Origin of the sequence: Pseudomonas citronellolis, assembly GCF_029335315.1 — a bacterium.
In the GTDB taxonomy this organism is placed as follows: Bacteria; Pseudomonadota; Gammaproteobacteria; order Pseudomonadales; family Pseudomonadaceae; genus Pseudomonas; species Pseudomonas citronellolis_A.
In genome coordinates, this window is sequence record NZ_JARJLT010000318.1 from 1 (window position 1) to 22,544 (window position 22,544).

16 protein-coding genes and 2 pseudogenes are annotated in these 22,544 nt (G+C 69.5%); 8 read left to right on the plus strand and 10 right to left on the minus strand.

What is annotated here, in order from left to right:
- Window positions 1-29: 29 nt before the first annotated feature.
- The 3 genes from P3W75_RS23680 to cls all read left to right on the plus strand — a co-directional run bounded on the left by P3W75_RS23680 (window position 30) and on the right by cls (window position 3,329).
- Entirely contained in the window at window positions 30-278 is a 249-nt protein-coding gene (locus tag P3W75_RS23680; protein ID WP_276229774.1) for a hypothetical protein, read from the plus strand.
- Window positions 279-466: 188 nt separating this feature from the next.
- A complete protein-coding gene (locus tag P3W75_RS23685; protein ID WP_276229755.1) occupies window positions 467-1,864 on the plus strand; it encodes an amidase in 1,398 nt (465 codons plus the stop codon).
- 40 nt (window positions 1,865-1,904) lie between these two features.
- Window positions 1,905-3,329 carry a cardiolipin synthase gene (gene cls / locus P3W75_RS23690; protein ID WP_276229756.1) on the plus strand — a complete coding sequence of 475 codons (1,425 nt, stop codon included), beginning with the start codon at window positions 1,905-1,907 and terminating at the stop codon, window positions 3,327-3,329.
- Between the two features lie 202 nt (window positions 3,330-3,531).
- Here cls and ahpF read toward each other — a convergent pair whose 3' ends face one another.
- The 5 genes and pseudogenes from ahpF to P3W75_RS23715 form a co-directional block, all read right to left on the minus strand.
- The gene (gene ahpF, locus P3W75_RS23695) at window positions 3,532-5,097 is read right to left on the minus strand and encodes an alkyl hydroperoxide reductase subunit F (protein ID WP_276229757.1); all 1,566 of its coding nucleotides are present in this window, start codon (window positions 5,095-5,097) and stop codon (window positions 3,532-3,534) included.
- A gap of 140 nt (window positions 5,098-5,237) precedes the next feature.
- Entirely contained in the window at window positions 5,238-5,801 is a 564-nt protein-coding gene (ahpC, locus tag P3W75_RS23700) for an alkyl hydroperoxide reductase subunit C (RefSeq protein ID WP_037016170.1), read from the minus strand.
- Between the two features lie 214 nt (window positions 5,802-6,015).
- Window positions 6,016-6,942, minus strand: a complete 927-nt coding sequence (locus tag P3W75_RS23705) for an ABC transporter permease (RefSeq protein ID WP_276229758.1) — start codon at window positions 6,940-6,942, stop codon at window positions 6,016-6,018.
- Window positions 6,943-7,078: 136 nt separating this feature from the next.
- Window positions 7,079-8,128 (minus strand): annotated as a pseudogene (locus P3W75_RS23710) (ABC transporter permease); the annotation flags it as partial.
- 11 nt (window positions 8,129-8,139) lie between these two features.
- Complete coding sequence (locus P3W75_RS23715; protein ID WP_276229759.1) at window positions 8,140-9,669, minus strand: ABC transporter ATP-binding protein; 1,530 nt, start codon at window positions 9,667-9,669, stop codon at window positions 8,140-8,142.
- A 212-nt stretch (window positions 9,670-9,881) separates the two neighbouring features.
- Between P3W75_RS23715 and xdhA the strand changes: the two genes are divergently transcribed.
- The 5 genes and pseudogenes from xdhA (at window position 9,882) to P3W75_RS31960 (ending at window position 16,579) form a co-directional block, all read left to right on the plus strand.
- Window positions 9,882-11,306, plus strand: coding sequence for a xanthine dehydrogenase small subunit (gene xdhA, locus P3W75_RS23720; protein ID WP_276229760.1), 1,425 nt, complete (start codon window positions 9,882-9,884; stop codon window positions 11,304-11,306).
- Window positions 11,299-13,698, plus strand: a complete 2,400-nt coding sequence (xdhB, locus tag P3W75_RS23725; RefSeq protein WP_276229761.1) for a xanthine dehydrogenase molybdopterin binding subunit — start codon at window positions 11,299-11,301, stop codon at window positions 13,696-13,698. Before xdhA ends, xdhB begins: the two co-directional genes overlap by 8 nt.
- Window positions 13,695-14,519, plus strand: coding sequence for a xanthine dehydrogenase accessory protein XdhC (gene xdhC, locus P3W75_RS23730; protein WP_276229762.1), 825 nt, complete (start codon window positions 13,695-13,697; stop codon window positions 14,517-14,519). The genes xdhB and xdhC overlap by 4 nt, the downstream gene beginning before the upstream one ends.
- Window positions 14,520-14,689: 170 nt before the next feature.
- Window positions 14,690-15,718 (plus strand): annotated as a pseudogene (locus P3W75_RS31955) (HAMP domain-containing protein); the annotation flags it as partial.
- A gap of 132 nt (window positions 15,719-15,850) precedes the next feature.
- The gene (locus P3W75_RS31960; protein ID WP_430765406.1) at window positions 15,851-16,579 is read left to right on the plus strand and encodes a methyl-accepting chemotaxis protein; all 729 of its coding nucleotides are present in this window, start codon (window positions 15,851-15,853) and stop codon (window positions 16,577-16,579) included.
- Between the two features lie 1,138 nt (window positions 16,580-17,717).
- On the opposite strand, the gene P3W75_RS23740 is transcribed toward P3W75_RS31960, so the two are convergent.
- The 5 genes from P3W75_RS23740 to P3W75_RS23760 form a co-directional block, all read right to left on the minus strand.
- The gene (locus P3W75_RS23740) at window positions 17,718-18,308 is read right to left on the minus strand and encodes an IMPACT family protein (RefSeq protein ID WP_276229764.1); all 591 of its coding nucleotides are present in this window, start codon (window positions 18,306-18,308) and stop codon (window positions 17,718-17,720) included.
- Window positions 18,305-18,973: a TetR/AcrR family transcriptional regulator gene (locus tag P3W75_RS23745; protein WP_276229765.1), complete on the minus strand. Its 669-nt coding sequence runs from the start codon at window positions 18,971-18,973 to the stop codon at window positions 18,305-18,307. Before P3W75_RS23745 ends, P3W75_RS23740 begins: the two co-directional genes overlap by 4 nt.
- Before the next feature lie 119 nt (window positions 18,974-19,092).
- Complete coding sequence (locus P3W75_RS23750; RefSeq protein WP_276229766.1) at window positions 19,093-19,401, minus strand: hypothetical protein; 309 nt, start codon at window positions 19,399-19,401, stop codon at window positions 19,093-19,095.
- 181 nt (window positions 19,402-19,582) lie between these two features.
- Complete coding sequence (locus P3W75_RS23755; protein WP_276229767.1) at window positions 19,583-20,419, minus strand: outer membrane protein OmpK; 837 nt, start codon at window positions 20,417-20,419, stop codon at window positions 19,583-19,585.
- A gap of 468 nt (window positions 20,420-20,887) precedes the next feature.
- Window positions 20,888-22,504, minus strand: a complete 1,617-nt coding sequence (locus tag P3W75_RS23760) for a gamma-glutamyltransferase family protein (RefSeq protein WP_276229768.1) — start codon at window positions 22,502-22,504, stop codon at window positions 20,888-20,890.
- Window positions 22,505-22,544 lie beyond the last annotated feature (40 nt).

Genomic DNA, 22,544 nt, shown 5'->3' on the forward strand with positions numbered 1-22,544 from the left:
GTAAGCCTACCCTCACGGAGGACCCCGCGATGATGCATGCCGACCTGATCGACCAGGACGATTTCCGCGAACGCCTGCAAGCCCTGGGTTTCGCCGTTCCGCCGGACGTCACCGCGGAACAGGCCTGCGAATACGCCGTGCGCGCCCTGACCCCGGAGCGCTCCATGGCCCTGCGCCGGCTGGTGGAAGAAATGCTCGGCGGCAACGCCACCCTGCTGCCGGCGGTGCGCGAGGCGGTGTCGCGGCACCTGCTGCCGGCGCTGGTGCCGCGGCCCTGACTCCCCGGCCAACGCCGCTGGGTATCGCTTCGCTCAACCCATCCTACGAAACCGCGTAGGGCGAATGACCGTTCGCGGTCATCCGCCGAAGGCCTGGCGGCGGATAACGCGGAGCGTTATTCGCCCTACACCCTGCCCGGCTCCGCGATAGGCTAGGGTTGTGCCATGCATCCCCGCCGGAGTCCCCCATGACCGCGCTGCACGATCTCACCGCCGTCCAGCTGCTGGCCCTGTATCGTTCGCGCCAGCTGTCCCCCGTGGAATACCTGCGGCACCTGATCGCCCACATCGAGCGCTGGGAGCCGCAGCTCTGCGCGCTCTACGCCTACGCCCCGGAACGGGCCCTGGGCGAGGCGCGGGAAGCCGAGGCGCGCTGGCTGAAGGGCGAGCCGCGCGGCGAACTGGACGGGGTGCCGGTGACCATCAAGGAACTCATCGCCAGTGCCGGCGACCCGATTCCCCAAGGCAGCGCCGCCGTGCCGCTCACCCCCGCCAGCCAGGACGCGCCGCCCACCGCGCGCCTGCGCGAGGCCGGGGCGATCCTGCTGGGCAAGACCACGGTGCCGGACTTCGGCATGCTCTCCTCCGGCCTGTCGAGCTTCCACAAGCTGGCGCGCAACCCCTGGAACCTGGCGATGAACCCGGGCGGCTCCAGCGCCGGTGCCGCCTCGGCCGCCGCCGCCGGCTACGGGCCGCTGCACCTGGGCACCGACATCGGCGGCTCGGTGCGCCTGCCCGCCGCCTGGTGCGGCCTGGTCGGCTTCAAGCCGAGCCTCGGGCGGATTCCCATCGACCCCTACTACACCGGGCGCTGCGCCGGGCCCATGACGCGCAGCCTGGACGACGCCGCGCTGCTGATGAAACACCTGGCGCGCCCCGACTGGCGCGACGCCACCAGCCTGCCGCCGGCCGAGCTGGACTGGGCGATCCGCCCGGCCGAGGTGCGTGGCCTGCGCATCGGCCTGCAGCTGGACCCCGGCTGCGGCCTGCAACCCGAGCCGGAAGTGCGCCGCGCCGTGGAAGACGCCGCGCAACGCTTCGTCGAGGCCGGCGCGCAGGTCGTCGAAGTGCAACCGATCCTCGACCGCGAGCTGCTCGACGGCCTCGACCGCTTCTGGCGCGCGCGCCTGTGGGCGGAGCTCGGGGCGCTGCCGGCCGAGCGCCAGGCGCGGGTGCTGCCGTACATCTTCCAGTGGGCCGAAGGCGGCGCGCGGGTGTCCGGAGTGGAGGCGGTGCGCGGCTTCAACTGCACCTTCGAAATGCGCAAGCGCGCCGCCGAGCAGTTCCACGGCGTCGACTTCCTGCTCAGCCCGACCAACCAGGTGGCGGCCTTCCCCGTCGACTGGGCGTCGCCGACCAACGACCCGGCGCGGCCCTTCGAGCACATCGGCTTCACCGTGCCGTGGAACATGTCCGAGCAGCCGGCGCTGTCGATCAACTGCGGCTTCACCGCCGCCGGCATGCCGATCGGCCTGCAGATCGTCGGCCCGCGCTTCGCCGACGTCGAGGTGCTGGCCCTGGGCAAGGCCTACGAAACCTGGCGCGGCGATCTGCCAGGATGGCCGCAGCCCCCCGAGCGCGGCTAAGCTGCGAGAACACGCAGGGCAGAAGGACTCGTTCGCGCGCATGCACTATTCCGCCTACATCGCCTATTTCCTCGTGGCCATCCAGGTGCTCGGGGTGGTCGCCGCCGTCCACGCCGTGCTCACCGTGCGCACCGCGCAGGGCTCCATCGCCTGGGCCATCGCCCTGGTGTTCATGCCGCTGCTGACCCTGCTGCCCTACCTGGTGTTCGGCCGCAGCCGCTTCGACGCCTACATAGGCGCGCGCCGCCAGGCCAACGAAGAGATGCACCAGGCCGCCGCCGAGCTGGACTGGCGGCCCTGGGTGGAGGAAGCGCTGACCGCCAGCCAGTCGGAAAGCTACAAGGCGCTGAAGGCGCTTTCGGCGCTGGCGCGCATGCCGACCCTGGCGAACAACCAGGTGCGCCTGCTGGTGAACGGCAAGGCCAGCTTCGACGCCATCTTCGAGGCCATCGGCCAGGCGAAGCAGGTGATCCTGGTGCAGTTCTTCATCATCCGCGACGACGCCCTCGGCCAGCGCCTGGCGCAGCTGCTGCTGGAGCGCGCGGCCAACGGCGTGGAAGTTTTCCTGCTCTACGACGCCATCGGCAGCCACGGCCTGCCCGGCCGCTACGTCGAGCGCCTGCGCGCCGGCGGCGTGCAGGTGCAGGCCTTCAGCACCGGCCACGGCGCCATCAACCGCTTCCAGCTGAACTTCCGCAACCATCGCAAGGTGGTGGTGGTGGACGGTGCGCGCGGCTTCGTCGGCGGGCACAACGTCGGCGTCGAATACCTCGGCGAGAAGCCGCCGCTGTCGCCCTGGCGCGACACCCACGTGGAGCTGCGCGGCCCGGCGGTGGCCTGCCTGCAGGAATGCTTCGGCGAGGACTGGTTCTGGGCCACCCACGCCCTGCCGACCCTGCTGCTGCCGGAGCGCTACGACGACCAGGGGGTGATCTGCCAGGTACTCGCCAGCGGCCCGGCGGACAAGCAGGAAACCTGCTCGCTGTTCTTCGTCGAGATGATCAACGCGGCCAGCGAACGGGTGTGGATCACCACCCCCTACTTCATCCCCGACGAGGCGGTCAGCGCCGCCCTGCGCCTGGCCGCCCTGCGCGGCGTGGACGTGCGCATCCTGCTGCCCTCGCGCCCGGACCACCGCACGGTGTACGCCGCTTCCAGCCTCTACGCCCAGGACGCGGTGCGCGCCGGGGTGAAGGTGTTCCGCTACCAACCGGGCTTCCTGCACCAGAAGGTGGTGCTGGTGGACCACGACTGCGCGGCGGTGGGCAGCGCCAACCTGGACAACCGCTCGTTCCGGCTGAACTTCGAGATCATGCTGGTGACGGTGGACGAAGCCTTCGCCGGCGAGGTGGAGAGCATGCTGCTGGCGGACTTCGAGGCGTCGGTGCAGATGGGCACGGAGCGCAGCGGGCAGTTGCAGCAACTGGGGATGCGGGTGGCACGGCTGGTTTCGCCGATTCTCTGAAGGTGGGGCCGGGGCTTTTTTGTAGGAGCGAGCTTACTCGCGAACCTGTCGGGGCTCGGTGCCAAGCTGTTCGCGAGCAAGCTCGCTCCTACGAGAAGCAGGTGTTCGGCGAGGGTTCTGGTGATTGCCGTCGCCCCGGCAGAGCAAACAAAAACGCCCGGCTCACTCAAGTGAACCGGGCGTTTTCATCCAAGCGCGACCGTCAGGCCGGCGCGGAACTGCGGATCAGGTGATCGAAGGCCGACAGCGAAGCCTTCGCCCCCTCGCCCACCGCGATCACGATCTGCTTGTACGGCACCGTGGTCACGTCGCCGGCGGCGAAGATGCCCGGCAGCGAGGTTTCGCCACGGGCGTCGACGATGATCTCGCCGCGCGGGGAAAGCTCGATGGTGCCCTTGAGCCACTCGGTGTTCGGCAGCAGGCCGATCTGCACGAAGATGCCTTCCAGCTCCACCGACTTGAACTCGTCCGAGTTGCGGTCCTTGTAGACCAGGCCGGTGACCTTCTGGCCGTCGCCCTTCACTTCGCTGGTCAGCGCGCTGGTGATGACATCCACGTTGGGCAGGCTGTACAGCTTGCGTTGCAGCACGGCGTCGGCGCGCAGCTTGCTGTCGAACTCCAGCAGGGTCACGTGGCTGACGATGCCGGCCAGGTCGATGGCCGCCTCGACGCCGGAGTTGCCGCCGCCGATCACCGCCACGCGCTTGCCCTTGAACAGCGGGCCGTCGCAGTGCGGGCAGAAGCACACGCCCTTGGCCTTGTATTCCTGCTCGCCGGGCACGCCCATTTCACGCCAGCGGGCGCCAGTGGCGAGGATCACGGTCTTGGCCTTGAGGCTGCCGCCGCTCTCGAACTTCACTTCGTGCAGCTCGCCGGCGTTCTTCGCCGGGATCAGCGCGCTGGCGCGCTGCAGGTTCATGATGTCGACCTCGTACTGTTTCACGTGCTCTTCCAGGGCGCGGGCCAGTTTCGGGCCTTCGGTTTCCTGGACCGAGATGAAGTTCTCGATGGCCATGGTGTCCAGCACCTGGCCGCCGAAACGCTCGGCGGCGACGCCGGTACGGATGCCTTTACGGGCGGCGTAGATGGACGCCGCGGCGCCGGCCGGGCCACCACCGACGACGAGCACGTCGAAGGCTTCCCTGGTGTTCATCTTCTCGGCGTCGCGGGCGGCGGCGCCGGTGTCGATCTTGGCGAGGATCTCTTCCACACCCATGCGGCCCGCGCCGAAGACTTCGCCGTTCAGGTAGATGCTCGGCACCGACATGACCTGGCGACGTTCGACTTCATCCTGGAACAGCGCGCCGTCGATGGCGACGTGGCGGATGTTCGGGTTGAGCACGGCCATCAGGTTCAGCGCCTGGACCACGTCCGGGCAGTTCTGGCAGGACAGCGAGAAGTAGGTTTCGAACTCGAACTTGCCCTGGATGCCCTTGACCTGCTCGATGACCTCGGGCTCGAGCTTGGACGGGTGGCCGCCGACCTGCAGCAGGGCCAGGACCAGGGAAGTGAACTCGTGGCCCATGGGGATACCGGCGAAACGCAGGCCGATGTCCGCCCCCGGACGGTTCAGCGAGAAGGACGGCACGCGCTCGTCGCGGCCATCTTCGCGCAGGGTGATCTTGTCGGTCAGGCCGACGATGTCGTGCAGCAGTTCGCTCAGCTCGCGGGATTTGTCGCTGTCATCGAGGGACGCGACGATCTCGAACGGCTGGGTGACCTTTTCGAGGTAGGCCTTCAACTGGGTCTTAAGATTGGCGTCCAACATGATTCAGCTCCTGCGATTGCGAAATTCGGGCAAAAGGGTTCCCGCGGCGGACGCTGTGCGTCCGCCCTGCTCGGTTGCGAATAGGCTTCGGGCAGGGCGGGCGACTCGGGTGGAGCCGCCCGCCGAGGGAGAGGTGTTACTTAGATCTTGCCGACCAGGTCCAGCGAGGGAGCCAGGGTCTTCTCGCCTTCTTTCCACTTGGCCGGGCAGACTTCGCCCGGGTGAGCGGCGGTGTACTGGGCAGCTTTCAGCTTGCGCAGGGTCTCGCCGACGTCACGAGCGATCTCGTTGGAGTGGATTTCGACGGTCTTGATCACGCCTTCCGGGTTGATCACGAAGGTGCCACGCAGGGCCAGGCCTTCTTCCGGGATGTGCACGCCGAAAGCGTTGGTCAGCTGGTGGGTCGGGTCGCCGATCAGCGGGAACTGGGCTTTGCCGACGGCCGGGGAGGTTTCGTGCCAGACCTTGTGCGAGAAGTGGGTGTCGGTGGTCACGATGTAGACTTCGGTGCCAGCGTCACGGAAGGCGGCGTAGTTGTTGGCGGCGTCTTCGATCTCGGTCGGGCAGTTGAAGGTGAAGGCTGCCGGCATGAAGATCAGTACCGACCACTTGCCCTTCAGGGACTGCTCGGTGACTTCGATGAACTTGCCGTTGTGGAAGGCGTTGACCTTGAACGGTTGGACTTGGGTGTTGATCAGGTTCATTCGGCATTCCTCGTAGAAGTGTGTTGATCGAATTGGTTATGAAATTCGACGTGGGCAAGATTATCCGCTATTAGCCCGGAAGGCCCATTGATTTAGGGCATCACGGAAATTGGCTTTCTCTATCAGCGGACTTATAAAAGGAAGAGCCCCGCTATCGATCAGCGAGGCCATCCTCGATCCTGCACCACGGACACGACCACCGCGTGACAACGCCTCAGTGCCCGGCCTTCCACGGCTGCCCCAGGGAAACCGGGGCGAACAGGCGGGTGCGCAGGCCGTCACGGGACAGCAGCACCAGGACCACGATGGTGGCCACGTAGGGCAGCATCGCCAGCAGGTTGGCCGGGATGCTCAGGCCGACGCCCTGGGCAACCAGATGCAGGATGCTCGCCAGGCCGAACAGCCAGGCGCCGAGCAGCACGCGCAGCACCCGCCAGCTGGCGAACACCACCAGCGCCAGGGCAATCCAGCCGCGGCCCGCGCTCATGTTCTCCGCCCACATCGGGGTGTAGGCCAGGGACAGGTAGGCCCCGGCCAGGCCGGCCATGGCGCCGCCGAAAAGCACCGCCATGGTGCGTACGCGCACCACTGGAAGGCCCATGGCGGCGGCCGCGTCGGGGTTCTCGCCGACCGCCTGGATGATCAGCCCGGCACGGCTTTTCAGCAGCAGCCAGGCGACCCCGGCGAACAGCGCGAACGTCAGGTAGACCAGCGCGTCCTGGTTGAAGAGCATTTTCCCGACCAACGGCAGCCCCGCCAGCAGCGGCAGCGCCTGTGGCGCGAAGCCGGCCAGCGGCTTGCCGACCCAGGCCGCGCCGACGAACGACGACAGGCCGACGCCGAAGATGGTCAGCGCCAGGCCGCAGGCCACCTGGTTGGCGTTCAGGCCCAGGGCCACGGCGGCGAACAGGCTGGCCAGGAGCATCCCGGCGAGCACCGCCAGCAGCACCCCGAGCCACAGGCTGCCGGTGCTGAAGGCGACCATGAAACCGATCACCGCGCCGAACAGCATCATTCCTTCCTGGCCGAGGTTGAGCACCCCGGACTTCTCGCACACCAGTTCGCCCAGCGCCACCAGCAGCAGCGGCGTGCCGGTGCGGACCATGGCGTAGAGCACGTTGCTCAGCAGATCGATGTCCATCGTGATTCTCCGATCAGTCCTTGTAGGAGCGAGGGGGACGCCCCAGTCCTTGCTCGCGAACAGCCCCGCAGCGGGGTCGATTCGCGAGCAAGCTCGCTCCTACGAAAAGCGTTGTCCGCAGCGTGAACCCGCGCGCCAGGCGCGGCCGATACTGGATCAGCACATCGCAGGCGAGCAGGAAGAACAGCATCATTCCCTGGAACAGCCCGGTCAGCGCCAGCGGCAGGTTCAGGCTCATCTGCGCGGTCTCGCCGCCCAGGTAGAGCAGCGCCATCAGCAGGCTGGCGAAGAGGATGCCGAGCGGGTTCAGGCGGCCGAGGAAGGCCACGGTGATCGCCGCGTAGCCGTAGCCGGGCGACACCTGCGGCACCAGCTGGCCGATCGGCCCGGTCACCTCGCAGACCCCGGCCAGCCCGGCCAGCGCCCCGGACAGCAGCAGCGCCAGCCACACCAGGCGCTGCTCGCGGAAGCCGACGAAGCCGGCGGCGCGGCGGTCGAGGCCGAGCACGCGAATCTGGAAACCGACGAAGCTGCGCTGCGCCAGCACCCACACCGCCACCAGCGCCAGCAGGGCGAAGAGCGCGCCCAGGTGCACGCGGCTGCCGTCGAACAGCGCCGGCAGCAGGGTGGCCTCGGCGAACATCGCCGACTGCGGGAAGTTGAAGCCCTGCGGGTCCTTCAGCGGGCCGTGCACGCAGAACAGCAGCAGGTTCAGCGCGATGTAGTTGAGCATGATGCTGGTGAGGATCTCGTTGGCGTTGAAGCGCGTGCGCAGCCAGGCCACCAGGGCCGCCCAGGCGGCGCCGCCGGCGACCCCGGCGAGCAGCGTCCAGACCAGCGCCCAGCGGCTCTCCCAGCCCAGCAGCTGGAGGGCCATGGCGCTGCCGGCCAGGGCGCCGAGCAGCAGCTGGCCCTCGGCGCCGATGTTCCAGATGCGCGCCTGGTAGGCCAGCGCCAGGCCCAGCGCGCAGAGCAGGATCGGCGTGGCCTTCACCAGCAGTTCGCCGACGCCGTACCAATCCTGCACCGGTTCGATCAGCAGGGTGTGCAGGGTGGCCAGCGGCGGGTGGCCGAGGGCGGCGAACAGCGCCGCGCCGCAGAGCAGGGTCAACAATCCGGCCAGCAGCGGCGAGAGCAGGAGCATCAGGCGCGAGTGCTGGCCGCGCGGTTCCAGGGACAACAACATGGGGCGGCTCCTCAGGCGGCGGCGTCGAATTGCCCGGCCATCCAGCGGCCGACGGCGAGGGGATCGGTGGTGGCGGTGTCCACCAGGGGCGAGAGCCGGCCGGAGCAGAGCGCGCCGATGCGGTCGCTGATCTGGAACAGCTCGTCGAGGTCCTCGGAGACCACCAGGATGGCCGCGCCGGCGTCGCGCAGGGCGATCAGCGCCCTGTGGATAACCGCCGCGGCGCCGACGTCGACGCCCCAGGTCGGGTGCGCCGCCACCACGATCCGCGGGCTCTGGAGGATTTCGCGGCCGAGGATGAATTTCTGCAGGTTGCCGCCGGAGAGGCTGCGCGCGGCGGCCTGGGCGTCCGGCGTCTTGACCCCGAAGCGCTGGATGATCGCCTCGGCGAACGCCTGCACCTTGCCGCGCCGGACCAGGCCGTGGCGCACCAGGCCGCCCTGGAAACCGGTGAGCAGGGCGTTGTCGGCCAGGCTCAGCTCGGGCACCGCGCCGTGGCCCAGGCGCTCGGCCGGGACGAAGGCCTGGCCGCGCGCGCGGCGGGCGTCCGGGGCCAGGTGGGCGACGGCCTCGCCGGCCAGGCGGACGCTGGCGGCCTGGGCGCGCGGCAGGCGCTGTTCGCCGCTGAGCAGGGCGAGCAGTTCGTCCTGGCCGTTGCCGGCGACGCCGGCAATGCCGACGATCTCGCCGGCGCGCACTTCCAGGTCAAGCCCGGCGAAGGACACCCCGAACGGATCGGCGCTGCGCCAGTTCAGCGCGCTCACCTGCAGCAGCGGTTCGCCGCCGCGCGCCTTCGGGTACTGCGCGGCGAGGCCCTCGGCGTCGCCGACCATCAGCCGCGCCAGCTCCAGGTCCGAGCATTGCGCCGGCACGCAGTCGCCGGAAACCCGGCCACCACGCAGCACCGTGGCGCGTTCGCAGAGCGCACGCACCTCGCCGAGCTTGTGGCTGATGAAGAGGATGCTGCAGCCCTCGGCGGCCAGGCGGCGCAGCACAGCGAACAGGTCGTCGGCCTCCTGCGGGGTGAGCACCGAGGTCGGCTCGTCGAGGATCAGCAGGCGGATGTCCTGCATCAGGCAGCGGACGATCTCCACCCGCTGGCGCTCGCCGATGGACAGGCCGTGCACCAGGCGCTCCGGGTCCAGCGGCATGCCGTAGCGCCGCGACACCTCGCGGATGCGCGGCGCCAGCTGCTGCGGGGTGCCGGCGGCGGCGCCGAGGGCCAGGGCGATGTTCTGGGCCACGCTCAGGGTCTCGAACAGCGAGAAGTGCTGGAACACCATGCCGATGCCCAGGGCGCGGGCCTGGGCCGGGTCCTTCACGTTCACCACGCGGCCGTCCCAGCGCAGCTCGCCGCTGTCCGGGCGGGTGACGCCGTAGATGATCTTCATCAGCGTGCTCTTGCCGGCGCCGTTCTCGCCGAGCAGGGCGTGGATTTCGCCGGGCTGGATGCTCAGGTCGACGCGATCGTTGGCCAGGCAGCCGGGGTAGCGCTTGCTGATGGCGCGCAGTTCCAGACGGGGAATGGGGGCTGTGGACATGGCAGGGCTCGGTCAGGGATTCAGCAGTGGCGCAGGCCGAAGCAATTTCCTGGCCAGCTGGTCAAAAAGCGCCGCAAGCCTATGCTTTGCTTATGGAGCCAGGCTGTCGCGCTGGCAGAGTTCGTGCATTACCTGACCATATGGACAGCTTTCGCGCCGCGTCAGGCCCGCCCTCCGGCGAGCGAGGCGAGCGCGCTCCAACGAGGTTTCGCATGATCCAGTTCCTGCTCGACGACGAGCTGCGCCAGGCCGACGACCTGGCACCGGAAACGAGCCTGCTCGACTACCTGCGCACCCAACTGGGGCGCACCGGCACCAAGGAAGGCTGCGCCTCCGGCGATTGCGGCGCCTGCACCGTGGTGCTCGCCGAACCCCAGGGCGACGGCCTGCGCTACCGCGCGGTGAACGCCTGCATCACCCCGCTGGGCGCGCTGCACGGCCGCCAGCTGCTGAGCGTGGAAAGCCTCGCCGAGGGCCAGCGCCTGCACCCGGTGCAACAGGCCATGGTCGACTGCCACGGCGCGCAATGCGGCTTCTGCACGCCGGGCATCGTCATGTCGCTGTTCGCCTGGCGGCACGACGGCTGCGCGCATGACCGCGACAGCGCGCTCGCCGCGCTGTCCGGCAACCTGTGCCGTTGCACCGGCTACCGGCCGATCCTCGACGCGGCCAAACGCATCGCCAGCGACGCGCAAACCGACCGCTTCGACGCCGGCGCCCGCGCCACCGCCGAGCGCCTGCGCGCCCTCCCCGCCGGCGCCCGCCTGGATCACGGCGAGCAGCACGCCTGGCTGCCGACCTCGCTGGACGAACTGGACGCCCTGTTGATGGATTATCCACAGGCGCGGCTGGTGGCCGGCGCCACCGACCTGGCCCTGGAGGCGACCCAGGCGCTGAAGGCCTTCCCGCAGCTGATCCACCTGGAGCGCGTGCCCGAGCTGCGTCGCCTGGAAGAGCATCCCGACTACCTGCTGATCGGCGCCGCGCGGCCCTACGCCGACTGCGTCGAGGCGCTGCAGGGTTTCCCCGGCGTGCCCGAACTGCTGGAGCGCCTCGGCTCGCTGCAGGTGCGCCAGCGCGGCAGCTTCGGCGGCAACGTGGCCAACGCCTCGCCCATCGGCGACACCCCGCCGGTGCTGCTGGCGCTGGACGCGCGCCTGCGCCTGCGGCGCGCCGGGCAGGTCCGCGAAATCGCCATCGACGGTTTCTTCACCGGCTACCGGCAGAGCGTGCTGCAACCGGGCGAATACCTCGAGGGGATAGTTATCCCCAGGCTGCGCGAAGGCCAGCTGTTCCGTGTGGACAAGATTTCCAAGCGCCGCGACGACGATATCTCCGCCGTGTGCCTGGCGCTGCGCCTGGACCTGGACGAGCACGGCCGGGTGCGCGACGCCCGACTGGCCTGCGGCGGCATGGCCGCCACGCCCTTGCGCGGCGCCCGCAGCGAGGCGGCGTTGCGCGGCCGGCCGTTCGACGCCGACGCCGTGCGCGCGGCCCAGGCCGCGCTGGCCGAGGACTTCCAGCCGATCGACGACCTGCGCGCCAGCGCCGCCTATCGCCTGAAGGTGGCGCAGAACCTGCTGCAGCGCGCATTAGTGGAATTCGCCCCGAGCCTCGCGGAGGTGCGCCATGCGTAGCCTGCCTCCCCTCGCCGGCAACGGCGGCGCCAGCGAGCACACGCGCAGCGCCGGCCAGGCCCGGCCCCACGACAGCGCCGAGCTGCACGTCAGCGGCGCGGCGCGCTACGTCGACGACATCAAGGAACCGCGCGACCTGCTGTACGCCGCCGTCGGCCTCACGGAAATCGCCTGCGGGGTTATCCACAAGCTCGACCTGACGGCTGTGCGCAACGCACCCGGCGTGGTCGCCGTGCTGACCCTGGACGAGGTGCCGGGGCATACCGACATCGGCCCGGTGTTCCCCGGCGACCCGCTGCTGGCCGACGGCCGGGTGAAGCACCACGGCCAGGCGCTGTTCGCCGTGGCCGCCGAAACCCCGCTGCAGGCGCGCCGCGCCGCGCGCCTGGCAAAGGTCGAGTACGCCGAAGAGCCACCGCTGCTCGACCCGCTGCGGGCCAAGGCCGAGGAACGCTTCGTGCGCCCGCCGCACTTCATGCGCCGTGGCGACGCCGAGCACGGCCTGGCCGCCGCGCCCTACACACTGCACGCCAGCCAGTTCGTCGGCGGCCAGGAGCACTTCTACCTCGAAGGCCAGGCCTCCATGGCCGTGCCCACGGACGACGGCGGCATGTTCGTGTTCACCTCCAGCCAGCACCCCAGCGAGGTGCAGAAGCTGGTGGCCGAGGTGCTGGCCATCCCCCTGGCCAAGGTCACGGTGGAAGTGCGGCGCATGGGTGGCGGCTTCGGCGGCAAGGAAACCCAGGCCGCGCCCTTCGCCTGCCTCGCCGCGCTGCTGGCGCTGCGCACCGGCCGCGCGGTGAAGCTACGCCTGCCGCGCGCCGACGACATGCGCCTGACCGGCAAGCGCCACCCGTTCCACAACCACTACCGGGTGGGCTTCGACGCCGAGGGCCGGCTGCTCGCCGCACAGCTGGAGGTGGTGGGCGATTGCGGTCACTCGCCGGACCTTTCCGACGCCATCGTCGACCGCGCCATGTTCCACGCCGACAACGCCTACTTCATCCCCGACGTGGCCATCGGCGGCTACCGCAGCTTCACCAACACGGTGTCCCACACCGCCTTCCGCGGTTTCGGCGGGCCCCAGGGGATGATGCTGATCGAACGCGCCATGGACGACATCGCCCGCGCGGTCGGCCAGGACCCGCTCGACGTGCGCAAGCTCAACCTCTACGGCGGCAGCGGCCGCGACCTCACGCCCTACCACCAGCGCGTGGAGCACAACCTGCTGGGCGAGCTGATCGAGCGCCTGGAAGCCAGCAGCGACTACCGCGCGCGCCGCGCCGAGATCACCGCCGGCAACGCCGCCAGCCCGATCCTTCGCCGCGGCCTGGCGCTGACCCCGGTGAAGTTCGGCATCAGCTTCACCGCCCAGCACCTGAACCAGGCCGGCGCGCTCATCCACCTGTACACCGACGGCAGCATCCAGCTGAACCACGGCGGCACCGAGATGGGCCAGGGCCTGAACACCAAGGTGGCGCAGATCGTCGCCGAGGAATTCCAGGTGCCGCTGGAGCGCGTCAGCATCACCGCCACGCGCACCGACAAGGTGCCCAACACCTCGCCCACCGCGGCCTCCAGCGGCACCGACCTGAACGGCATGGCCGCCCGCGACGCGGCGCGCACGCTCAAGGCGCGCCTGGCTGAATTCCTCGCCGCGCGCGAAGGCGTGACGGTGCAGGAAGTGCGCTTCGTGCGCGGCCAGGTGCTGGCGCGGGACAAGGCGCTGGATTTCGCCGAAGTGGTGCAGGCCGCCTATTTTGCGCGGGTGCAGTTGTCCGCCACCGGCTTCTACCGCACGCCGAAGATTCACTACGACCGCGCCACCGGCCAGGGCCACCCGTTCTTCTACTTCGCCTACGGCGCGGCGGTGTCGGAGGTCGAGGTGGACACCCTGACCGGCGAATACCGCCTGCTGCGGGTGGACATCCTGCACGACGTCGGCCGCAGCCTGAACCCGGCCATCGACATCGGCCAGATCGAGGGTGGCTTCGTCCAGGGCATGGGCTGGCTGACCACCGAGGAACTCAAGTGGGACGCCAGGGGCCGCCTGCTCACCACCGGCCCGGCCACCTACAAGATTCCCGCCGCCAGCGACGTGCCCGAGGACTTCCGCGTGGCGCTGTTCGACCGCCCCAACGAGGAGGACAGCGTGTACCTGTCCAAGGCGGTGGGCGAACCGCCGTTCATGCTGGCAATCTCGGTGTGGTCGGCCCTGCGCGACGCCATCGCCAGCCTGGCCGACTACCGCGTGAGCCCGGCCCTGGACACCCCGGCGACGCCGGAACGGGTGCTCTGGGCCTGCGAAGCGCTGAAGGGCTGGGCTGTGGATAACCAGCCAGCACCCGCACTCTCCACGCACACCGATCCGGCCCAGGAGCCCAACCCATGACCCCCACCTGGATGGACGCCATCGCCCGCCTGCGCGACGGCGCCGAGCCCTACGTGCTGGTCACCGTGATCGGCGTGCAGGGCTCCACCCCGCGCGAGGCCGGCTGCAAGATGCTGGTCACCGGCGACACCTGCTACGACACCATCGGCGGCGGCCACCTGGAACTCGCCGCCACCGAGCACGCGCGCCAGCTGCTGCTGGCCGGCAAGGACGCGCAGAGCCTGGAGCACTTCCCCCTCGGCGCGCGCCTGGGCCAGTGCTGCGGCGGCCGCGCCAGCCTGCTGTTCGAATGCTTCGCGGTGCGCGGGCCGCAGGTGCTGCTGTTCGGCGCCGGCCACGTCGGCCGCGCCCTGGCGCCGCTGCTGGCGGGGCTGCCGCTGCGCCTGGAATGGGTCGACAGCCGCGCCGGGGAATTCCCCGCCGAGTTACCCACAGGGGTGCGCGCCAGCCTGCTGGACGATCCGCTGGAGGCTGTGGATAAGGCCGCGCCGGGCAGCTACTACCTGATCATGACCCACAACCACCCGCTGGATTACGCCCTCGCCGAGGCCGCGCTCAAGCGCGGCGACGCCGGCTTCCTCGGCATGATCGGCTCGCAGACCAAGGCCCAGCGCTTCCGCCTGCGCCTGGAGCAACGCGGCTTCACGCCGCAGGCCATCGCGTCCCTGCACTGCCCCATCGGCCTGCCCGGCGTGCCCGGCAAGCGCCCGCTGGAAGTGGCGGTGGCGGTGGCCGCCCAGGTCATCGCCCGCTACCACCGTGACGCCCCGCCACGCACCACGCGCAGCGGCGTCGAATGGAAGGCGCTGTGCGCGCAATGAGCGCCGCCGGTCGAAAACCTGACCAGTTGGACAACAGTTTTACCCCCCTCCGCCGATAACCCTCCCGGCCCCACTCACACGCCCGTATTCCCGGCGAACGGACTCGCTGCGCGCCACGAGGACAACAACAAATGCGCCTTCGCAGTATCCAGACCCAGCTCATCCTCAGCATGGGCGCCGCCCTGCTGCTCAGCCTGCTCATCGTGCTCGGCCTCTACGCCCTGCTGGTCAACCGCCTCAGCGAGCGCTACCTGCTCGACCAGGCGCTGCCGGCGAGCATCCAGGCGATCCGCAACGACTTCGAACGCCAGCTCACCGGCCCCCTCACCGCCGCCGCCGACATCGCCGACAACGCCCTGGTGCAGGACTGGCTGGCCGCCGGCGAAGACCCCGCGCGGCAGCCCGACTTCGTCCGCTACCTGGCTGGCGTGCGCGCCTCGCAGAAGGCCTTCGCCGCGCTGATCGTCGGCAAGGCCAGCGACGCCTACTACAGCGACAAGGGCAAGGAACGCACGCTGGCCCGCGACAACCCGCAGGACGCCTGGTACTTCCACTTCATCGAGAGCGGCCAGGCGCGGGTACTGAACATCGACACCGACGTCGGCAGCGGCGAGCTGACCCTGTTCATCGACCGCCGCGTCGAGCGCGACGGCAAGCTGCTGGGCATCGCCGGCCTGGGCCTGCGCATGGACGAGCTGTCGAGGCTGATCCGCGACTTCCGCTTCGGCCAGTCCGGCCGGGTATTCCTGGTGAAGAACGACGGCCAGGTGCAGGTCCACCCCGACCCGGCACAGGCGCGCGGCAAGACCCTGGCCGACCTGGTGGGCGCCGAGGCGGCCCGCGCCCTGCTCGGCCACGAGGATTTCCACAGCAGCCGTTTCGAGCGCGACGGCGCGCCCTGGCTGGCCGCCAGCCTGCCGTTGCATGACCTCGGCTGGACCCTGGTGAGCGAAGTGCCGGAGGCGGAAATCTACGCCGACGCGCGCCAGGCGCTGCGCCTGTCCGGGCTGGCCGGGGTGGCCGTGGCGCTGCTCTGCCTGGGCCTGGTGGTGCTGATGGCGCGCGGCCTGGTGCGGCCGATCCGCCAGGTCACCGGCGCGCTGCTGGACATCGGCGCCGGCGGCGGCGACCTGACCCGGCGCCTGGACGAAACCCGCGCCGACGAACTGGGCGACCTGGCGCGTGGCTTCAACCGCTTCCTGGAAAGCCAGCGCCAGCTGATCGGCGCGGTGCTCGCCACCAGCCAGCAGCTGCAGCGCAGCGTCGGCGAGGTGGCCCGGGTTGTGGATAACACCGCCGAGCGCGCCGGCCGCCAGCAGGAGATGACCGACATGGTGGCCACGGCGGTGAACGAGATGGGCAGCACCGTGCAGGAGATCGCGCGCAACGCCGAGCAGGCCGCCGGCGCCTCGCAACAGGCCCGTGGCGAGGCCGGCCAGGCGCGCCAGGTGGTCGGCGGCTCGCTGCAGCACAGCGAGCGCATGTCCGCCGAGATCGGCCAGGCCGCCGGCGCGGTGACCGAGCTGGCGCAGCAGGTGGCGAACATCGACCAGGTGCTGGCGGTGATCCGTGGCATCTCCGAGCAGACCAACCTGCTGGCGCTGAACGCCGCCATCGAGGCGGCCCGCGCCGGCGAACTGGGCCGCGGCTTCGCCGTGGTGGCCGACGAGGTGCGCACCCTGGCCGGGCGCACCCAGGGTTCCACCGACGAGATCCAGGCGATGATCCAGCGCCTCAAGCAGGGCGCCGAGCAGGCGGTCAGCTCCATGCAGTCGGGGCAGGCCGCCACCGGCGAAGGCCTGGCCGCCAGCCAGCGCGCCGGCGCCTCGCTGGGCGCGATCGCCGACCAGGTGGAACGCATCAGCGACATCAACCACCAGGTCGCCGCCGCCACCGAGGAACAGAGCGCGGTGACCGAGGAAATCAACCGCAACGTCCAGGGCATCGCCGACCTGGCCCGCGCCACCGCCGGCGAAGTGCACCAGGGCCGCGAACAGTGCCACGCCCTGCGCGGCCTGGCCGACAACCTGCAACGGCAGATGGGGCAGTTCCGGCTGTAACGGGCCAGAGGTTCGCGAGCAAGCTCGCTCCTACAGGTCTGCCCGCGAAGCACGACCTGCTCTGCGTAGGAGCGAGCTTGCTCGCGAACCCTCGCCGCAATCGTCCGCAATGGCGCAGGGGCGCTTCGGGCTCGAACCAGAGGCCGGGCAGGGGCTCGGTCAGGCGGCGTATAACCGCGAACGGTTATACGCCCTACGCTCCCGTAGCCGGTAACGCCAAGGTTGGGTCAGGTGTAGGGCGTATAACGCTCCGCGTTATACGCCGATTGGCCTTGGCGGCAGGCGCGCCTCGCGGTCAGCTACGAAGCGCTTGTTCCAGGGGCGCTTCGGGTTCGAACCCGAGGCCGGGCGGGGGCTCGGTCAAGCGGCGTATAACCGCGAACGGTTATACGCCCTACGCTCTGGTCAAGTTGGGCTTATCCACTGCCGAGAGCCTCTTTTCGCCATCCACAGGCCACATAGCTGTCCGGCCTGCTCCCGCTGCCCTGAAAAGTCCCTTCGGTACCCCCGCCTATCTGTGGATACCTGCCCGCAGCCCAGCGTTTTCGCGGCCTTCCGCTCAAAAAACGTACACTTTTCGCCAGCCGGCGAAGCGACTGGGGCGGAAAGTTTTCCCCAGAGGATATCCACAGCACTGTCCACGGCCTCTGTGAGCAATTCACTCCCCGCACGCTGGAAAACCCCGCTTCCACTGGCGTTTCCGTGCGCTGCACGGGGCTGCGTACAACTGCTCTTTTCGGAAAGGTTTTCCACCAGGATATTCACAGCTTGCCAAGGGCTTATACCGGGGTTGTCCAAGGCACTTTGCGGGTGCCTCGCCACTCGTCTCAAGCCTTTGATTTCCGTGGCTTTCAGCCCATAGCAGGACAAAAAATGTACAGCCCCGCGCAAGCCCCGGAATACCGGCTTCCGGGGCCTTCATGGACAGCTTTTCCACAGCCTTGCCCACGTTATCCGGGGATAGCCGAAAAGAGCCTTTTCCGAGAATTGGACATTTTCTGCGCAAAGCCCTACAGGCCACGGCTGGCGTGGCTTGCACAGGAGGGGGCACAGTTTGTCCACAGGATGCCGCACAGGAACCGGGGACAAAAACCCGGGCGCGGTGGAAAACCCCTGGGGATAATTCGCGACGGCGGCGTCAGTCGTCCAGGCGGGTGGCCTGGATGCGCCCACGGCTGAGGTCGTTGAGCAGGCGTTGCGCCTCCTCGACCTTGCCGGTCGGCAGGCTCAGGCGCAGGGCCACGCCCTCGGCGCCATAGGTTTCGTCCTCGATGGCCGCGCCCAGGGCCAGCAGGCGCGCCTTGAACAGCGCGTGCTCGGCGAAGCCGCAGGCGAAGGCCAGGCGCGTGCTGGGCACCCGCTCGACGCGCGCGGCGTCCTGCAGGCACTTGGCCGCGCAGCCGCCGTAGGCGCGGGCCAGGCCGCCGGTGCCGAGCTTGATGCCGCCGAACCAGCGGCTGACCAGCACCACCACGCCGTCCATGTCCTGGCCTTCGATGGCGGCGAGCATCGGCCGCCCGGCGGTGCCGCCGGGTTCGCCGTCGTCGCTGAAACGGTACTGCGCGCCGAGCTTCCAGGCCCAGCAGTTGTGCCCGGCGCTGGCGTCGCGGTGGGCGGCGAGGAAGGCCTGGGCCTCGGCCTCGCTGGCGATGGGCGCGGCGAGGCAGGTGAAGCGGCTCTTGCGGATGTCTTCGGCGTAGCTGGCCGGGCCGGCCAGGGTGAAGCTCATGCCGTGGCCGGCGGCGTCAGCCCGCAGCCCTTGAGGATGATGCGGATGAGGTTGTCGGCGGCATCGCCGTAGTCCTGCCTGGACATGCGCTTGCGCCCGGTGACGAAGGCGATCTGGGTGGCGAAGTCGGCGTAGTGCTGGGTGCTGCCCCAGAGCAGGAAGATCAGGTTGACCGGGTCCACCGGGTCCATCTTGCCGGCGGCGATCCAGGCTTCGAACACCGCCGCGCGGCCACGGAACCAGTTGCGGTAGTCCTGGTTGAAGTGACTGCTCAGGCACTCGCCGCCGCTGATGATTTCCATCGCGAAGATCCGCGAGGCCAGCGGGTGGCGGCGGGAGAATTCCATCTTGGCGCGGATGTAGCCGGCCAGGGCGACGGCCGGGTCGTCGTCGGCGCTGAGGTGGTTGAAGGTGCTGTCCCAGAGTTCGAGGATGTTGCCCAGCACCGCGGTGTAGAGCCCCAGCTTGTTGCTGAAGTAGTAGTGCAGGTTGGCCTTGGGCAGGTCGGCGCGCAGGGCGATGGCGTTCATGCTGGTGCCCTTGAAGCCATGGCGGGCGAACTCTTCTTCGGCGGCGGCGAGGATGACTTCCTCGTTCTTCTGGCGAATGCGGCCGGCGGGCTTGTCGGAGCTGTCGGCGAGGTGGGCTGGCACTGGGAAAGTCATACGGCGTATCCATGCTTCAGCGAATCGGGCGAAGCATGGATAACCCAGGCGGCACGCGGGTTTCAAGGGTTGCCCGCGAATTTCTGCGGGTGCACCGGGGTGGGGCGTTTACCCGCGCCTCAGCGGGTGGTGCCGGTGGTGCCCGAACCGCCCCCATGGCCGCTGCCGCCGCCACTGTTGGAAATGGCCGCGCCCACGGCCACCGCGGCGGCGCCCAGGCCGACGACGGCCACGGTGCTCAGGTTGCCTTCCAGCGGTGTGGAAAGCAGCAGCGGCGCATCCGCCGCGGGCACGGCCGGCGTCACCGGGGCGGCGGCCAGCGCAGCCTCGCGCTCGGGCAACGGCGCCGCGCGGTCATCGCGCTGCGAATCGGCCAGGGTCGGCGCGCTCAGGGCGACCAGGAGGGGAATCAGCGAATACTTGGGCATGGCGGGAATCCGGTTGAGCTTCGACCGGAGCACGATGCGGCGGAACGCATCCCAGGACCATGGGAGGACGACGCGACGTAGGAGGCGCGCCTTCTCTGAAGGGGAAAGATTTTTCCGGCGCCTGCCGGGGACGTTTCCGCCCCCGTGGCTGGGCCCCGCCGGGCGGCGGGGCCGGGGTGCATCAGAAGTGGTACTTGACCAGCAGGCTGGTGGTGTTCTGGTCGGTGGTGAAGAACTGCGAGTCCTTGATGCCGTACTTGTCGGACCAGTAGTCGTATTCCACGCCCACGTACAGGTGCTTGGCCTCGTAGCCCATGGCCTTGCCCAGGTCGTACTTGATCTGCGGGTTGAAGTGCAGGTTGGCGTGGTAGTCCGACTGGTTGCGCTCGCTGGAGCTGGCGCTCTTGTTGTTGACGACCCAGTCCATGAAGCCGTCGAAGAGGATGTCGGAGTTGCCCACCGGGAAGGTGATGGCCCAGGCCGGGGTGATCTGCCAGGCGCCGGACGGCACGCGGTTGCCGTCGGGCTTGCGGTAGTAGAAGTTCAGCTGGAAGTAGTCGAAGCCCGGCAGCGCCAGGTCGAAGCCCGGGCCGATCAGGTAGGACTCGACGTCGCCTTCGCCGAACTCGTAGGTGGTGGCCAGCAGCACGTCCTTGATCGGGCCCAGCGACAGGTCGGCGCCGGTGATCTTGCCGAACGACAGGCGCGGGCTGAACTCACCGTAGTAGGTGTTCTTGCCGTTGGTGGCGCTTTCCTTGCCGTTGTAGTTGATCTGGTCGACGAAGAACCAGATGTCGCCCCAGGTCCAGGCGCTCGCGCTCTCGAAGGTGAAGGTCTGCTGGATCGGCGGGTCGACCTTGAAGTTCTTGCCCCACAGGTAGGTCAGGCTTTCGTTGTGCCAGAGCAGCGGGCCGTCGTTGACCGCCGGTGCGGGGGAGAGGTCTTCGCCGCCGGCCATGGCCTGGCCGCCGGCCAGCAGCCCGCTGGCGAGCAGCAGGGTTGCGAGTGTGCGAGTCATGTGGTGCTCCTAGGTTTTGAAGTGCTGCGATCTCGTTGGAATTGTGAACCTGTCCAGTCGGTCAGGCTTGGCCTGCCGAGGCAAGATCGGGGCCAACGCCGGGCGGCGGACGGGTTTTCCTTCTTGGTATGGGGGAAAGCCATGCTTTTTCATGGGCCTGGCGGCCCCGCGCGAAACGACCCCACGCGCGCAAGTCCGGGGTAAAACCTGACTCACGGGACAAGTCGTGCCTTCAAACGGGGCAGCGCAGGCAGCCGAAGCGCCATTTTGGCGAGCATGGGAGGGGGAAATTGAATACACGAATGCTTTGAGTTGATTTGAATCATTTCAAAACATGTATACAAAACAGCTGTGAAGATTCTACACAGCGCCCCTCGGCGGCCACCCCGCGTGGCGACCGCTCATTTCCGCGCGCGGATGATGCCAGACCCGCGCCGCGCTAGCACCTCCGCCGGCCGGGCGGTCGCCCTACCAGGCGGCGATCTGGCCGTCGGTGCGCGGCTCGGTGCCGCCGCACAGCACGCCGCTGAGCGGGTCGCGCAGGATGATCTGGCCGCGCCCGTAGCTGGTCAGGTCGTGGGCCACTTCGACATGGTGGCCGCGCCGCGTGAGCACCGCCGCCAGGCTGCGCGGGGCGCCGTGCTCGATACCGATGCGCTTGTCGCCCAGCCACTGCCAGCGCGGGGCGTCCAGCGTGGCCTGGGGGTTGAGGCCGAAGTCCACGAGGTTCATCACCACCTGCACATGGCCTTGCGGCTGCATGTAGGCGCCCATCACGCCGAACGGCCCCAGGGGCACGCCGTCCTTGCTGAGGAAGCCGGGGATGATGGTGTGGAAGGTTTTCTTGCCCGGGGCCAGGGCATTGACGTGGGCCGGGTCGAGGCTGAATTCGGCGCCGCGGTTCTGCAGCGCGATGCCGGTGCCGGGCACCACCACGCCGGAGCCGAAGCCGTGGTAGTTGCTCTGGATGAACGACACCAGGTTGCCCTCGCCGTCGGCCGTGGCCAGGTACACGGTGCCGCCGGCGCGCGGCTTGCCCGGGTGCGGTTCGAGGGCGCGTTCGCCGATCAGCGCGCGGCGCTCGGCGGCGTAGGCGTCGCCGAGCAGGTCGGCGACGCTGAAGCGCATGGCGTCGGGCTGGCCGATGAAGGCGCGGCCGTCGGCGTAGGCCAGCTTCATGGCTTCCAGCTGGCGGTGCCAGGTGTCCGGGCTGTCGCGCTCGCCGAACTCGAAGCCCTTGAGGATGTTCAGCGCCATCAGCGCCACCAGGCCCTGGCCGGCCGGGGGGATTTCCCAGACGTCGTAGCCCCGGTAGTTCAGCGAGATCGGCTCGACCCACTGGGCGCGGTAGCCGGCCAGGTCGGCCTCGCCCAGGTAGCCGCCGCTGGCCGCGGCGTGGGCGGCGATGCGCCGGGCCAGGTCGCCGCGGTAGAAGGACTCGCAGCGGGTTTGCGCCAGTTCGCGCAGGGTCTGCGCCTGGCCGGGGTTGCGGAATATTTCCCCGGCGCGCGGGGCGCGGCCGTCGATGAGGAATTCGGCGAACCAGGCCGCCAGTTCCGGGTGCGCGTCGCGCGCCGCGCGGAACTTGTCCAGGCCGCCCTGCCACAGCCCGGCGATCACCGGGGAAACCGGGAAGCCCTCCTCGGCCAGTTCGATGGCCGGCGCCAGCAGCTCGGCGAACGCCAGCCGGCCGAAGCGCGCCGACAGCTCGGCCCAGGCCGCCGGGCAGCCCGGCACGGTCACCGGGGTCCAGCCGTACAGCGGCACCCGCGCGTGGCCGGCGCCGCGCAGCTTGTCGATGCTCAGCGCGGCGGGCGCGTAGCCGGCGGCGTCCAGGCCGTGCAGGCGGTCCTTGATCCACACCAGGGCGAAGGCGTCGCCACCGATGCCGCAGCCGGTTGGCTCGACCACGGTCAGCGCCGCCGCCGTGGCCACCGCGGCGTCCACCGCGTTGCCGCCACGCCTGAGGATATCCAGGCCGACCTGCGCCGCCAGCGGCTGCGAGGTGGCGACCATGCCGCGGCGGGCGTAGACCAGCGAGCGCTGCGAGGCGTAGGGGTATTCCTGGGCGGAGAAATTCAGCATGGCGAGCTCCGGGGACGGCTTGAGGCGGCAGGGTAGCCCT